The following is a 14,667-nucleotide window of genomic DNA, read 5'->3' on the forward strand; positions in this document are numbered from 1 at the left end:
ATGGCCCTGCCCGTGATGCTCAAGGCGGCCCTGCCCGCCGTACCCGGCGTGAACCAGCTGCCGGGCGTCAAGAAGACCAGTACGACGCTGCCCGACCTCACCCTCGAGCGCAACGACGTCGTCGTCGAGCGCTCGGCGGTGAACCGCTATGCAGCGGTGTGCGGTTTCCCCGAGCGCGACGTCGCCCCGGTCCCCTACCTGCACATGCTGGCCTTCCCGCTGCACATGCAGCTGATGACCGACGTGAACTTCCCGTTCCCGGCCATCGGTTCGGTGCACCTGGAGAATTCCATCACCCAGCACCGTCCGGTGGCGATCGGCGAGACCGTCTCGCTGTCGCTCGTCGCCGAGAACCTGCGCGCCAGCACCAAGGGCCGCGCGTGGGACATGAACGTCACCGGCACCGTCGGTGACGAGGTCGTGTGGGAGTCGACGTCGACGTACCTGCGCATCGGCAAGGGCGACAAGGAGAACGGCGACCCGGGCATGGACCTCGCCGCCGTCGAGGCCAAGGGACCCGTCTGGAGCCTTCCGGACAACCTCGGCCGCACCTACGGTGCGGTGTCCGGCGACCGGAACCCGATCCACCTCTACCCGCTGACCGCGAAGGCACTGGGCTTCCCCCGGCACATCGCGCACGGCATGTGGAGCAAGGCGCGCTGCATCGCGGCACTCGAGAACCGGCTGCCCGACGCGGTCAACGTGTCGGTCGCCTTCAAGAAGCCGATCTTCCTTCCGGGGAAGGTGCAGTTCGGCGCCGACCGCAACGAGTCCGGCTACGACTTCACGCTGGTGAACCCGAAGACGGGTGCACCGCACCTGCTCGGTCGTACGACGGCGCTGTAGTCAGCGTCGGGGGCGGATGAGCCCCTCCTGCGCAACCGTGGCGACGAGGGTTCCGTCCTGGGTGAAGATCCTGCCCAGGGCGAGCCCTCGTCCGCCGCTGGCCGACGGGGACTGCTGGTCGTAGAGCCACCACTCGTCGGCCCGGAACGGCCGGTGGAACCAGATGGTGTGGTCCAGCGAGGCCATCTGCACCTTGTCCGGCCCGTTGTCGGGGTGCGCAGCCAGGGTCGCCCCCAGCAGGGACACGTCACTGGCGTAGGTGAAGGTCGCCAGGTGCTCCATCGGGTCGTCGGTCAGCCGCCCGTCGACGCGGATCCACACCTGTGTCCGCGACGGGTGCATCGGGTCGGGGTCCAGGCCGTACGACGAGTTGCCGAGCCAGCGGACGTCGAGCGCCGCCCACTCCGTGCTGAGGCCGTCGTCGTTGCCGCGCTCCTTCATCAGGTCCATGAGGTTCAGGCCCTCGTCGGGACCCTTCACCTCGGGCATCACGTCCTGGTGCTCGAGGCCTTCCTCGAGCTTCTGGAAGCTGAGCGACTGGTAGTAGATCGGCCGGCCGTGCTGGCGCGCGAGGACACGACGGGTGGCGAAGGACTTGCCGTCCCGGATCCGCTCGACGTCGTAGATGATCGGGACGTTGTAGTCGCCCGCCAGCAGGAAGTACGAGTGCAGCGAGTGCACGTGGAAGCCCTCGGGCACCGTGCGGGACGCCGCGATCAGCGCCTGCGCAGCCACCTGGCCGCCGTACACGCGCTGACGGATCGTCTCGGGCTGGGTGCCGCGGAACAGGTCGGTGTCGAGCTGCTCGAGGTCGAGCAGGGCCACCAGCTTGCGGGTCGCCTCGCCCATGGTGCGTTCGGTCACGCCTGTCCTCCGGTCTCGTCGGGACGTTCGAGGCCGGCCAGGAACTGCTCGAACTGCTGGCCGATCTCCTCACCGGTCGGCAGCGGTTCGTCGCTGGCGAGCAGGCTGCTGCCCTCGTCCTCGGCGCGGGCGAACGTGTCGTACTGCTGCTCGAGCGCGGAGACGACGTCGGCCACCTCGGTGTTCGCGGCGAGGTAGCGGCTGATCTCCTCCTCGCGCTCGTCGGCGAGCTCGCGCAGCGCGGTGAGGTCGATGGTCAGGCGCGCGGCCAGCTCGACCTGCTCGAGGAGGGCGATCGACGCCGGCGGGTAGTCGAGCTGGGCGAGGTAGTGCGGCACGTGCGCCACGAATCCCTGGCCGTCGTGGCCCCACTCGCCGAGACGGACCTCCAGCAGCGCCTGGGCACTGCTCGGCACACGGAGCTCGCCGCGCCACGGGCTGGTGCCCTTGAGCAGCTCGGGGTTGTTGGCGTGGTGGGTGATCGCGATCGGACGCGTGTGCGGCACCGCCATCGGGACCGAGCCGATCGACACCACGAGGGAGACCGCGAACCGCTCGACGACCTCCAGCACCGCGCGGCAGAACGCCTCCCAGCGGATGTCCGGTTCCGAGCCGTGCAGGAGGAGGTACGGCGTCCCGCCGGTGTCGTGCAGCAGGCGCACCACCAGGCGCGGGGCTTCGTAGCCCTCGTAGTGATCGCGCGCGAAGGTCATCGGGGGCCGGCGGGCGCGGTAGTCGTGCAGCTGGTCGACGTCGAAGGTGGCGACCACGACTCCCCCGCCCTCGGGCGAGTCGGCGCCGGTACGGACGAGGTGGCGACAGGCCAGGGCTCCGGCGCTGCCCGCGTCGAGGAAGCCCTCGAGCGCGACGATCAGCGGCAGGGAACTGACGCCCTCGAGCTCGGGCACCTCGTCCACGATGTGCACCACGCGCGAGGAGGGGCCGGTGGGTTGCGCAGGAGAGGTCACGACACCAGCCTAGTGGCGGGGAATCGGGGTCAGCGGTCGTAGGTGGTGGTCATCAACGCCACACCACGCTGGGCGAGCTGGCTGGACGTGATGCCCAACACAGCCTGGAGGGCTTCGGCCTGGTCGGCGCCGTGCTGCAGACGGTCGAGAAGGAGCAGCAGCACGTCCTCGCCGTAGGCGCTGGCGACGTACTCGCAGACCCACCACGAGACGGCGTACCAGCCCTCGGCGTCGGGCCCGGCGAACTCGGCCTCGCCCGGGAGGTCGGTCGCGCTCGCGCCGACGGACAGGGCGCTGGCGGGCAGGCGCCGCTTCGCCGGCGGCAGTGGGCGTACGGAGACGTACTCGGCCAGGCCCTCGTTGATCCACAACGGCGCCCCCCGGCCGCGGGCACCGAGCAGGGCGTGGGTGAGCTCGTGGCGAACCAGGCGCCCGATGACCAGGGGCGTCTGGTCGAGCACCCGCGGGTTGAGGAACATCCGGTACGACGCCGCGCCCTTGCCGGGCGTGCGCGTGTCGACGGGCACCGCGATGGTCAGTCCGTCGGCCCGGTCCGGGTCCCCGACCGTCTGGTTCGCCAGTCCACGCAGGAAGGTCGGGTCCTGCAGCGAGTAGACGATGACGCCGTCGGCGGGCTTCGCGTCGTCGTCGCCGATGACGGCGCGCACGTCGCCGCGACCGCTGCTCACCGCGTCCAGCACCTCGCCGGACGAGTCCTCGGTGTAGTCGTCGAACACGCCCAGCACACCGGCGCGCTCCTCCACCTGCACCGCGCCCAGGTCCCAGGGCTGCACGTTGCCCGGGTGGTCGGCTTCCCACTGGTAGTCGGTGGTGGAGGAGATCAGCATGTGCCGGCCGTCCTCGGACGGGGTGAACAGGAACCGGTCGCGGGTGCGCACCGCCGCGGCGTCGTACCCCTTCAGCTTCAGGGCGAGCACGACCTCGGCCCAGTAGTCCTCCGAGCCCTCGACCAGGGTGATCGTGTCGGTCAGCACGCGATAGCGCAGCACCTCGATCGGCAGCTGCTCGAGGTTGTCGAAATAGACCTGCTGGTCGTCGATCAGGCCGGCGTCAGAGGGGTCGAGGGTGAGCCGGTAGCGGGTCACGTCGTGCTTCTGCAGCGCCACCGCGCGCGCGTTGACCGTGGTCTGCATGAGCTCGCCGACGTCGGTGAACGGGTCGCCGGAGTACGTCGGCGGGGGCAGGTCGTCCGAGCAGGCGGTGAGCGACAGCAGGCCCAGGCAGGTGACGAACAGGCTGGTCAGGAACAGCAACGACCGCAGGGCACCGCGCACCGGAGCCCTTCGGTGCGCACTGCGGCCTGGGTCAGCGCTTGCCGTCCACATCGAGCAGCGTCCGACCTTCCGCCACCGGCTCGGCAGTGATGTCGTGGAGCACGTCGAGCGCGATGGTCGACGCCGTCAGGCCGATCCGTTCGAGGATCGCGGCGCGCTTGGCGTGGCTGAGGAACTCCTGCGGGATGCCGTGCAGGCGCACCGGGGTGCGGACCCCCGCGTCGCTGAGCGTCTGCAGCAGCACCGAGCCGACACCGCCCACCCGGCCGTTGTCCTCGATCGTGACGACGCGGCGGTGGTTGCGGGCCAGGTCGATCAGGGCCGGGTCGACCGGCTTGACCCAGCGCGGGTCGACGACCGTGACGCCGATCCCCTGGGCGACGAGGCGCGCGGCGACGTCGACGGCGATCGTGGCCATCGAGCCGACCGCGACGACCAGGACGTCACGGGCACCTTCGCGCACCAGGACGTCGCAGCCACCGGCCTTGCCGATCGCGGCGATGTCGTCGGGCGGCGGACCCTTCGGGAAGCGGACGACGGTCGGCGCATCGGCGACCTCGACCGCCTCGTCGAGCAGCTCCCGCATCCGGGTGACGTCGCGCGGCGCCGCCAGGCGCAGCCCGGGAACGACCTGCAGGATCGACATGTCCCACATGCCGTTGTGGCTCGCGCCGTCGTCACCGGTCACACCGGAGCGGTCGAGCACGAAGGTGACGCCGCACTTGTGCAGCGCAACGTCCATCAGCACCTGGTCGAAGGCGCGGTTGAGGAAGGTCGCGTAGACCGCGAAGACGGGGTGCAGGCCGCCCATGGCGAGACCGGCAGCCGACGTCGCGGCGTGCTGCTCGGCGATGCCGACGTCGAAGAACCGGTCGGGGAAGCGGGCCTGGAACTGGTCGAGGCCCACTGGGTGCGTCATCGCGGCCGTGATGCCGACGATGTCGGGCCGGCGCTCACCGATGCTGACGATGTGGTCGGCGAAGTGGTCGGTCCAGATCCGGCCCTTGGGCTTCTCGATGCCGGTCTGGACGTCGAACGGGCCGGGCGCGTGAAACTGGTCGGCCTCGTGCCGCTCCGCGGGGTCGTAGCCGAAGCCCTTGCGGGTGATCGCGTGCACGATGACCGGACCGCCGAAGCGCTTCGCCTGGCTGAGCGCCTGCTCCATGGCTGCACGGTCGTGCCCGTCGACCGGGCCGACGTACTTCAGGCCGAGGTCCTCGAACAGCCCCTGGGGAGCCAGTGCGTCCTTGAGGCCCTTCTTGACCGCGTGGAGGGCGTCGTACGCCGCCGGGCCGACGCCGGGCAGCGCGGTGAGGCGGCGCTTGGCGACGTCGAGGACCTGCTCGTAGCGCGGGTCGGTGCGCAGGCTGGTCAGCGCGGTGGCCAGGCCACCGATCGTCGGCGTGTAGGAGCGGCCGTTGTCGTTGACCACGATCACGAGCTTGCTGCGGTGCTGGATCGCGATGTTGTTGAGGGCTTCCCACGCCATGCCGCCGGTGAGGGCGCCGTCGCCGATCACTCCGACGACGTGGCGGTCCTCGCCACGAATGGCGTAGGCCTTGGCCAGGCCGTCGGCGTAGCTCAGCGCCGTCGACGCGTGGGAGTTCTCGACCAGGTCGTGTTCGGACTCGTCCTTGCTGGGGTAGCCGCTGAGGCCCCCCTCGCGCCGCAGGGTGTCGAACGCGGCCGCCCGACCGGTCACGAGCTTGTGCACGTAGGACTGGTGGCCGGTGTCGAAGACGACCTTGTCGCGCGGGGAGTCGAAGACGCGGTGGATCGCGAGGGTGAGCTCGACGACGCCGAGGTTGGGCCCGAGGTGCCCGGTGTTGGTCGCGACCGTCCGGATGAGGAGGTCGCGGATCTCGGCCGCCAGCTGGGTCAGCTCGTCCTCGGAGAGGGTCCGCAGGTCACGGGGACCGGAGATCTTGTCGAGGACAGGCATGTGCCGAGTCTAGGCGGTCGTCGTGGCGATTGCGGAAAGGTCGAGGCACGCCACGGCGGGCTCGTGCAGGCTTCCCATCCAGAGCATTCCGTCGTGCTCCCGCACCCCCGTCACCATGTGGTACGACGCCCCGTGGTCGCCCGGACGCAGGTCCACGTCGTGCACGAGACGGCCCCGGTCGTCGTACGCCACGACCCGCACGGTCTGCTTGGGCTTGGGCTGCACGGCATCGGGCAGCAGGGTCACCAGCTTGCGCAACAGCAGCGGGCCGCGCTGGATCCGCTCGACCAGTGCATCGACCGGGCTGGCGATGGTGATCCAGATCAGCCCGTCGGAACCGCGCGCGATGTTGTCGGGGTAGCCGGGCAGGTCCGTGCAGAGCAGGTCCTGCGTGCCCTGGTCGGGGCCGCTGATCCAGTGGCGGACCACGGTGCGCGCGCCGGTCTCGGCGACGCAGACGAAGTCCTCGGCCGTCGAGAGGGCGACGCCGTTGGCGAAGGCGAGCCCCGTGACGACGGTGGTGATCGTGCCGTCCGGGTCGCGCCGGAAGAGCCGGCCGGTGCGGGTGTTGCGGACGAAGTCGTGCTTCCACTGCCGGATGCCGAAGTGGGTGGACGAGTCGGACCACCACAGGGTGCCGTCGGACGCGATGGCGGCGTTGTTGCAGAACTTCATCGGCACGCCGTCGATGTCGGCGGTGATCTCCTCGATCGCGCCGGACGCGGGGTCGACCCACAGCAGACCGCGGTGGGCGTCGCAGACCAGCAGGCGCCCGTCGGGCGACCACTCGAGGCCGAGCGGGCGTCCCCCGGTGTTGGCCACCCGGTCGATCCGCGAACCGTCCGGGGAGATCCGGAAGATCGCACCGTCCTCGGTGCCGGTGAAGACACTTCCGGCGTCGGGGCCCGAGGTGGCGACGACGACGTCCTCGGCGCCCGGACCGGGCACGGGAATGACGGTGAACGCGGGACCGGTCACGGCAGCAGCTCCTGGTAGAAGTTCGAGTTGAGGAAGTCGGGCAGGATCTGGGCGGCACTCGCGCCCAGCGGAAGGGTGGCGGTGACGGCTGGGTCGACGAACACGATCTGCCGCCCTTCACCGACGGTGATGTCCGCATCGGTGGCGTGGGTCAGGGCGACGTAGACGCGCACCGTGTCCTCGGTGCCATAGCCCTCGTGGAACACGGTGGTCTCGCGCCACAGCGTCAGCTCGGGCTCGACCATGCGGATGCCGGTCTCCTCCTCGAGCTCACGGTAGGCGGCCGCGTCGGGGTGCTCCCCCTCGTCGACATGGCCGCCCACGAACCCCCAACGCTCCGGGTCGATCACCGGATTCTCGTCGCGCTCCTGCAACAGGATCCAGCCACGGACGTCCACGAGGATGATCGACGCGAACTGGTGCACGTGCGTCACCGTAGTCGGTCGCCTCACGGCACCAGCACGTAGAACCTCATGAAGTCGTGCTCGATCGGAGCGATCCGGACCTCGGAGAACCCGGCTGCCTCTGCATAGGAGCGCATCGTCGAGGGCCGGAACATCGCGCCCGTGCCCGCGGAGCCGGGCTCCGCGAGCCCCACGGGCAGGCAGTGCAGCACGCTGCAGGCGCCGAACAGGCGCTCGAGCGGTGACCCGTCGGGCGCGAACTCCTCCTCGGCGCGCTCGTCCATGACCACCACGCGGCCATCGGGTCGCAGCGCGCGTCGTACGGCGGCCAGGGCCTCGACCGGGTGCGCCATGTCGTGCAGGCTCTCGAAGAAGAAGGCGACGTCGTACCGCTCGGCGCCGTGGTCGGCGTCGGACGCGGCCACCTCGAACTCGACCCTGCCGGCCAGGCCTGCTTCGACGGCGTTGGCGCGGGCGTCCATGACCGAGGCCTCGTCCAGGTCGATGCCCACGGCGACCAGTCCCGGTCGCGCACCCGCCAACGCGATCGTGGACCAGCCGACACCGCACCCGAGGTCGAGCGCGCGGGCACCGTTGCGGGTGAGCAGGGCGTCGACCTCCGGGAGAGCGGGGAGCCAGTCCTGGACGAGCCGCTCCTGGTAGTCGCCCTTGTTGAACAGGCCCTGCCCCTCGCGGACGTCGTCGCCGTAGGCGCCGAAGGGCATGCCGGTGCCGTTTCGCCACGCCTCCAGGACCTGCGGCAGCGCCGATCCGCAGCCGCCGGACAGCAGTGCGAGCGCGCCGCCGGAGAACGGACTGGTGGCGTCGGCCAGCACGAGACGCTGGGGAGCCGAGAGGCCGAACGTCCGGGCCGCCGGGTCGACGTCCGGCACGGTGACCGAGACGAGGCCCGCGATGGCCTGCTGTTCGAGCCACTCACGGACGTACCGCTCCAGGACGCCCGAGCGCTGCGCGACCTCGGCGGCCGTGCCGGAGGTGGCAAGGGCGTCGTACAGGCCCAGCCGGGTCCCGAGCCAGATCGTCGCCATCTCGAGGGTCGCGATCGTGTGGCCGAAGAGCCGCTCGACCAGCTCCCCGGCCCGTGCCTCGACATCGGTGTCGACATCGGTGTCGACGGCGTCCGCGACGCTCACGACGCGGACCCGGCGGTGACGGCACCCACGATGGCCGCCTCTGCGGCGCTGTCCCACGACCCGGCGCAGGTGCACAGGATCCGGCTGATCCGGCCGTCGGTGACGGTCGCGAGCACCGTACCCACGGAGAGGTACGACGTCTCGCCGGTCGTGCGCCAGGAGTACTCGAGCGCGAAGCCGTTCGGGGTCGGCTGGACGTCCCAGGTCTCGATGGTCCGTGCGGGAGCGTCCTCGACGAGCAGCGCCGTGACAGCGTCGGGCCCGGTCACGCGGACCAGGGCCTGCGGGAACATGCCCTCGAAGAGGACGTCGTCGGTGTACGCCGACGGGGTGAGTGCGGACCGTTCGAGGTCCTGGCGCAACACGTCGGCCGCCTCCGTGCGGGCGTCGTGTGCGGCCACGAGGTCGAGGTCGACGTAGCTGATGTCGCCCGTCACGAGTGCCGCGAAGCGTGCGGCGATGGCGTCGGTCTCGGGCAGGGCCGAGTTGGCCATCGCCGACTCGTAGGAGGCGAACTCGTTGATGGCGACGTAGTGCGACGGGTCGTTGCGGTCGACGTACACGCGATCGCTGAGGAGGGTACGACGACCGGCGGTGTCGCGGCGCCACTGGTCGCCGAGCTCGCTGATCTCGGCGATGTGGTCGGTGTGCAGGTCCTCGATCTGGATGAAGCTCATGGCGGACTCCTGTGGGTGTCGGGGTGAAGTGCTGTCACCCCGGAGGCGAGAGGTTCCGCCTCACACCGGAAGGCGGCCTCACGGCGACCCGCCTCACAGGAGCCAGGTGACCGGCCGCTCGGGTTCGTACCGGCAGAAGGTGCCGGTGTGCACGGCATGGCGCAGGTGCGTCCCGATCCCCGGCTCCGCGGCCTCGAGTCGGCGGATCGCGTCGCGGATCCGCCAGGTCACCGCGCTGCGAGCACGCTCGGCGGAGGCACCGGTGGGGCGGGCGCGGCCCCCGAGCCCGTAGGCCGCGCTGAGCTCGGCCAGCAGGAACGAGCGCTCCTCCTCTGCCCGGCGGCGGCGTTCGTCGTCGCCCGCCAGCGCAGCCTGGTCGAGCTCGTTGTCAAGGACGTCGAGCCGCTGCTTGTAGGCGGCACGGGCCTGCTCGTCGAGCGCAGGTCCGGTGTCGCCCTCGTGCACCGCCGCTCCCGGCACGCCCGCGAGGTCCAGTGCGTGCACCTCGGTGCCGGGCCGACCGAGCAGCACGGCCAGGTCGGCCATGCCCTTCACGTGCCGCACCACGGCGCTCGCGCCGGCGTACGACACCCGCCACACGTCGCCGTCGCGCTGGAACGATCCGGACTCCCCCGCGACCATGGGCACCGGGCCGGGCGCGGCCGTACGACGCTGCGCTGCCTCGTCCGCACGCTGGGTGAGGCCGAGGGCCCGGTAACCGGCTTCGGCCTCCTCGAGGAGCTGCACGGCCACCCGGGCATCGCCCGGCCCGCCACGGAGCAGGCAGACCTCGGCCCGGTCCCGACGCAGGTGGATTCCGCTCAGTACCGCACCGGCCTTGCCTGCGAGGTCCGCTGCCCCACGGAAGTGCGCGTCGGCGGCGGCGAGGTCGCCCATCAGGATCTCCAGCAGGCCGAGGTACCGGTCGACCGGCCCGATCGCCCCGGCACCGATGCCGTCGACAGCGAACCTCCCGGACCAGGGCTCGAGTCGCCGATGGACCGCCGCCGCTGCGGGTGCCGGGTCACGGGCATCCCAGGCAGCGAGAGCGACCAGCGACAGGTTCGAGATCAGTTCCGCGTCGTCGGCCAGGCCCGCCATGATGGCGTCGACACCAGCCAACGCCGCGGCCCGCACGTCGTGCGGCTGCCCGGGGAACAGGGCCATCACCTGGGTGCCGTCGGGCGCCGTTTCCGCGAAGGCCTCGATCAGGCCGACGAGCTCAGGGTAGATGTCCTCGGTGCGTCCCTCCTCGATGGCGATCCAGCTGCGCTGCACGGCGGCCAGGATCGCGGCGTTGTGGCTTCCCGCCCGACGCCCCAGCTCCTCGGCCTCGTTCGCGCACCGCTCCTGCAGCCGCAGGTCCCCGTCGAGGTGGGCGACGAAGCCCCGGAACAGCGGGACGTACCAGCCGTAGAGGGGTTGGCGGAGCAGGTCCGCCGCGGCTTCGAACGCCGCCATGTCCGCGCGCGCCGCCGGGCCCCTGCCCTGCTCCAGCAAGGCAACGATCCGCAGCCGGAGCCCGAGCAGCTCCAGCCCGAGGTCGCCCACTCGTCGCGCACAGCCGATCACCTCGCCCGCGTCGGCCTCGCGTCGTTCCGAATGGGCGGGGCCGGCCATCGTGTCGCAGCGCGCAGCCAGCGCATGCGCGATGGCACGAGGATCACCCAGCCGCCGGGCCAGTTCCACGGCCTCCTCGGCCAGGGCCGATCGTCGTACCGGGTCTCCCGCAAAGGACATCGCCACCGAGAGCCGGGCCATGACGTCGGCACGGGCGATGGTCTCCTGACCGTCGAGCAGGACCAGCGCCTCCTCGAGCAGGTCCATCTGGGTCCGGTCCCACAACCGCACCTCGAATCCGGACAACCCCGCTGCGAACCCGAGCGCTGCCTCCGCCAGGCCGGCACCGTCACCGCGTGCACGGGCCAGGCCGGCCGCCTCCAGGAAGTCCTCCCGGGCCGCCTCGAGGTTGTCGAACGCCATGACGGCGGCGCCGCGTTCGAGCAGGACCTGGCGTCGTACCTCGCTGCCCTTCTCGCTCGCGCCGAGCGCCGCGGTGAGGTGCTCGGCGGCCTCCTCGTAGGCGTGGACGGCCAGTGCGGCCGCCGCGGCACGACGGCTCATGGCCACCGCCGCAGCAGGATCCGAGAGCGGGAGGGCGCGGTGCAGGTGCTGGGCGACCTCGGCTGCAGCACTCGGATCGACCTCCACCCGCTTCGCGATCAGGGTCGCGGCCGCCAGATGGAGCTCCCGGACGCGACGGGCGGGAACCGATGCGACCACCGCCGCGCGGATGAGGGGGTGCGGGAGCTCGACGCGTCCCGGCAGGTCGCGGGCCAGGCCTGCGGCGACCGCCTCGTCGAGCAGCTCGGCGACCGCGGCCGGGGGCTGCGCGGTCATCTGCGCGACCGTCTCCACGGCGCTCGCCGTGCCGGCGACGGCGCCGGCCACCAGCAGCTCATGGCACGCCTGGGACACCCGGCCGAGGCGCCGCCTGATGATCGCGGTCGCCGACTCGGGCACCGCCGAGTCGATGACGTCGGTCCCCCGGTCCACCGCCAGCCGGGCCAGCTCGCCGACGAACAGCGGGTTGCCCCCGGTGCGTTGGTGCAGCCGCCGGGCGTCGGCATCGCTGAGAACACCGCCGGTCTCGGCGGCAACCAGCCGACCGACGGACCCGGGATCGAGACCGTGCAGCGCCACCCGGTCGGCTCGGGACGCGAGCTCCTCGGCGAGGCCCACGACCGTCTCGTCGACCAGCGCCTCGTGGTCTCGCCAGGCCGCGACGACGAGGACCTGCCGGCGGCCCAGCGTCCGCTCGACGAACCGGAGCAGTCGCAGCGACCCGGCGTCGGTCCAGTGCAGGTCATCGAGCACCAGCAGCAAGGGACGGTCGCGGGACAGCATCTCGAGCACTCCCGCGACGGAGTCGAACAGGGCGAACCGGTTCGTGCCCGGCGTGGCGGAGCTCGCGGTGAGGCCCACGCGGGCCCCCGGCAGGAGAGCCAACGCCTCGTGGGAGCGTGGGCCCCACACATCCATCAGGGCAGCGGGTTCGACTCCGTCCGCCGCGTCCCGCAGGACCTGGGCCCACAACCAGAACGGTGGCGTCCCGGGGTCGTCCCACGCGGCACCGTGCAGCACCCGGAACCCGCCGGCGGCAGCGATCCGGCACGCCTCACTGAGGAGGGTCGTCTTGCCGATCCCCGCTTCGCCGCTGATCCACACCAGGCCACCCGCGCCTCGAGCTGCGCGGGCGAGCCTCTCCGAGAGGCGCTCACACACGGCGTCACGGCCCAGGAGCAGCGGCTCCGCCGCGGTCGCCATGGCAGCAGGCTACTCACGACCCGCCCCTGCCACACCGGTTCGGCGAACCGGATCGCCGGTCAGGCGGCGGTCCCGCCGACGCCGTCGAGGTCGTCGGGAGACACCCCGCCGTGGCACGACGCGAACGGTTCGGGCGCCGTGTCACCGGCGGCGTACTTCGTGATGAAGAGCTTGATCCGTGGATCCTCCGGCCCGGTGAGCTCGAGCTGGCGGCCCCAGACGGTGATCACGACCGGCGCCTCCTGGTCGGGGTACGGCGACAGGATCCCGTTGTCGGGCAGGACGTCCCCGAGCTGCTGGATGCCCTCGTCGTCGACCTCGTCGGGACGATAGGTGAGCCACGTGGTGCCGTGCTCCAGGTCGTGCACGACGTTGACCTCGGGTACCGGTTCGTCGTACACACCGCACTCGAGCCAGACCGGCGCGTGGTCGCCGCCGACCGACGGGGACTGCGGGTACTCGTGGGACTCGCCCAGCGCGAGGTGCTGGTTGGTCAGACCTTCGAACTCCTGCACGGCGCTGAGGTCGCTGGTGTCCACCCCTGCATCCGTGGAGTCGCCCCTGGCCACGGTGTCGTCGTCATCGCCCCGCGTGAGCAGGACCGGCACCAGCACCGCGATCGAGATCAGCAGCACCGCTGCCACCACCGCGAGCACGACCGGCAGCACCGGTCGCTTGCGCGGCGGCGGAAAACCCGGAGGCGGGAACGCCGGCGGGTACTGCGGCGGGTACTGCGGCGGGTACTGCGGCGGGTACTGCGGCGGAGGCCAATTCGGCGGCGGTCCGTACGGCGGCGGCTGGGTCACTGCTCGAGCGCCCTCTCGACGCGCTCGACCTTCGCGGTCATCTCGCCCGTGAAGCCCGGCCGGATGTCCGCCTTGAGCACGAGGCCGACCCGCGGCGACACGGCAGCCACGACGTCGACCGCCCGCTTCACGACGGCCATCACCTCGTCCCACTCCCCCTCGATGTTCGTGAACATCGCGTTGGTCTCGTTGGGCAGCCCGGACTCACGCACGACGCGTACGGCAGCGGCCACCGCCTCCGACACGCTCCCGGTGTCATCGGCGGTCGTGGGACTGATGCTGAAGGCGACGAGCATGGCTCCACGCTAGCCAAGGATCGTCAGGGACGGTCGGGCGCCCATCGGTCCACCAACGAGAGGAAACCGTCCGTTGCTCGAGCCCTCAGCCCGTCGGAGGGTGCTCGGAACGCGTCGTCCACCGCAGCGAAGGTGACCTCCGTCCAGTGCGCGATGGCCTGCGGAGCTGGTGCACTCCCTAGCTCTCGCGTGCGGGACTTGAGATCGCGCAGGTCTGCGATCTCGGCCCGGACGTCATCAGGAACAACGGTCTCGGCGAGCAGTTCGTCGAGATTCATCGGCGGGACACCCGAGTTGGTGTCGAGCCAGTGCAGGGTGACTGCGGGCCTGATGGCATAGAAGACCCGCTTCAGCCGGACGCTCCCGGCACCCTCGTCCGCGTGCGCCCACTGCGCCCGTCCGACGTGCAGGTAATGGCGTCGTAGCCGGACGGGATCGGTCACGGCGGCGACCAGCTCGAGCAGGTCATCGCGGAACTGCTGGTCGCCTCGGTAGACCCACGGCGAACGCAGCCACTCCCCAACCGTCGCGTTGCCGGCGACGGCCAGCCGAACCGCCTTGCGCAGGTCCCAGCCGTTGACGTCCAGCAGCCCCTCGAGCGGTGTCTCGATCACGTCGCGCGACGGCCACAGGTCGGCGTACGCCTTGCGGGAACGGACGTAGAAGAACCGGCAGTCGTAGTCACTGTCCGGAGATGCGAACCCCCACGCACGGCTGCCGCTCTCGATCGCCCACGGGACCCGGACGTCGTTGTCCTGCTCGACGGCAACCAGGCGTGCGTCGATGTCAGCAACGACGGTCGCGTCGAAGTCAGTGGGGATGGAGCGCATGCGCGCACGCTACGGCGCCGGCACGATGGCCAGCCAGCGAGTTCTCGGTCAGGCGACGCGAGGTGCCTGGCGGCGGCCCGGCAGGTCGTCCTTGAGATACCAGCCGACCCACGCAATCGGGAAGAAGGCACCGGCGAGGACGACCAGCGGTGCCCCTGCGCCACGACGGTGCTCACCGATCCCGGTCAGGATCATGAGCGACAGCGCAACAACTCCCAGGACCGCACCTGCGACGACCACCATCTGTTCAGGCTACCTGCACCGAAACGCCGACGGCCCG

The 14,667-nt window shown here is 71.2% G+C and carries 14 protein-coding genes; 1 reads left to right on the forward strand and 13 read right to left on the reverse strand.

Annotation, left to right across the window (positions count from 1 at the left end; all coding sequences use genetic code 11):
• Window positions 1-846, forward strand: coding sequence for a MaoC family dehydratase (locus tag ACOACQ_RS00440; RefSeq protein ID WP_378600159.1), 846 nt, complete (start codon window positions 1-3; stop codon window positions 844-846).
• On the opposite strand, the gene ACOACQ_RS00445 is transcribed toward ACOACQ_RS00440, so the two are convergent.
• From ACOACQ_RS00445 to ACOACQ_RS00505, 13 genes are all read right to left on the reverse strand, one after another.
• Window positions 847-1,695: an acyl-CoA thioesterase gene (locus ACOACQ_RS00445; protein ID WP_378600162.1), complete on the reverse strand. Its 849-nt coding sequence runs from the start codon at window positions 1,693-1,695 to the stop codon at window positions 847-849.
• A gap of 11 nt (window positions 1,696-1,706) precedes the next feature.
• Window positions 1,707-2,678 carry a PAC2 family protein gene (locus ACOACQ_RS00450; RefSeq protein WP_378600056.1) on the reverse strand — a complete coding sequence of 324 codons (972 nt, stop codon included), beginning with the start codon at window positions 2,676-2,678 and terminating at the stop codon, window positions 1,707-1,709.
• A 29-nt stretch (window positions 2,679-2,707) separates the two neighbouring features.
• Complete coding sequence (locus ACOACQ_RS00455; RefSeq protein WP_420287375.1) at window positions 2,708-3,973, reverse strand: hypothetical protein; 1,266 nt, start codon at window positions 3,971-3,973, stop codon at window positions 2,708-2,710.
• A gap of 31 nt (window positions 3,974-4,004) precedes the next feature.
• Window positions 4,005-5,915: a 1-deoxy-D-xylulose-5-phosphate synthase gene (dxs, locus tag ACOACQ_RS00460; RefSeq protein ID WP_378600062.1), complete on the reverse strand. Its 1,911-nt coding sequence runs from the start codon at window positions 5,913-5,915 to the stop codon at window positions 4,005-4,007.
• A 9-nt stretch (window positions 5,916-5,924) separates the two neighbouring features.
• A complete protein-coding gene (locus ACOACQ_RS00465) occupies window positions 5,925-6,893 on the reverse strand; it encodes an SMP-30/gluconolactonase/LRE family protein (protein WP_378600065.1) in 969 nt (322 codons plus the stop codon).
• Window positions 6,890-7,318: an NUDIX domain-containing protein gene (locus tag ACOACQ_RS00470; RefSeq protein WP_420287376.1), complete on the reverse strand. Its 429-nt coding sequence runs from the start codon at window positions 7,316-7,318 to the stop codon at window positions 6,890-6,892. Before ACOACQ_RS00470 ends, ACOACQ_RS00465 begins: the two co-directional genes overlap by 4 nt.
• Window positions 7,319-7,341: 23 nt before the next feature.
• The gene (locus ACOACQ_RS00475; RefSeq protein WP_420287377.1) at window positions 7,342-8,451 is read right to left on the reverse strand and encodes a class I SAM-dependent methyltransferase; all 1,110 of its coding nucleotides are present in this window, start codon (window positions 8,449-8,451) and stop codon (window positions 7,342-7,344) included.
• Window positions 8,448-9,128, reverse strand: a complete 681-nt coding sequence (locus ACOACQ_RS00480; RefSeq protein WP_420287378.1) for a hypothetical protein — start codon at window positions 9,126-9,128, stop codon at window positions 8,448-8,450. Before ACOACQ_RS00480 ends, ACOACQ_RS00475 begins: the two co-directional genes overlap by 4 nt.
• 93 nt (window positions 9,129-9,221) lie before the next feature.
• Window positions 9,222-12,455 carry an ATP-binding protein gene (locus ACOACQ_RS00485; protein WP_420287379.1) on the reverse strand — a complete coding sequence of 1,078 codons (3,234 nt, stop codon included), beginning with the start codon at window positions 12,453-12,455 and terminating at the stop codon, window positions 9,222-9,224.
• A gap of 59 nt (window positions 12,456-12,514) precedes the next feature.
• Window positions 12,515-13,261, reverse strand: a complete 747-nt coding sequence (locus ACOACQ_RS00490; protein WP_420287380.1) for a DUF3105 domain-containing protein — start codon at window positions 13,259-13,261, stop codon at window positions 12,515-12,517.
• Window positions 13,258-13,557, reverse strand: a complete 300-nt coding sequence (locus tag ACOACQ_RS00495; RefSeq protein ID WP_420287381.1) for a thiamine-binding protein — start codon at window positions 13,555-13,557, stop codon at window positions 13,258-13,260. The genes ACOACQ_RS00490 and ACOACQ_RS00495 overlap by 4 nt, the downstream gene beginning before the upstream one ends.
• A gap of 23 nt (window positions 13,558-13,580) precedes the next feature.
• Window positions 13,581-14,387: a DNA polymerase beta superfamily protein gene (locus ACOACQ_RS00500; RefSeq protein WP_420287382.1), complete on the reverse strand. Its 807-nt coding sequence runs from the start codon at window positions 14,385-14,387 to the stop codon at window positions 13,581-13,583.
• Between the two features lie 48 nt (window positions 14,388-14,435).
• On the reverse strand, window positions 14,436-14,630 hold the full coding sequence (locus ACOACQ_RS00505) for a hypothetical protein (RefSeq protein ID WP_378600085.1): 195 nt from the start codon (window positions 14,628-14,630) through the stop codon (window positions 14,436-14,438).
• Between the last annotated feature and the right edge of the window lie 37 nt (window positions 14,631-14,667).

Origin of the sequence: Nocardioides sp. CPCC 206347 (genome assembly GCF_048654605.1) — a bacterium.
GTDB lineage: Bacteria > Actinomycetota > Actinomycetes > Propionibacteriales > Nocardioidaceae > Nocardioides.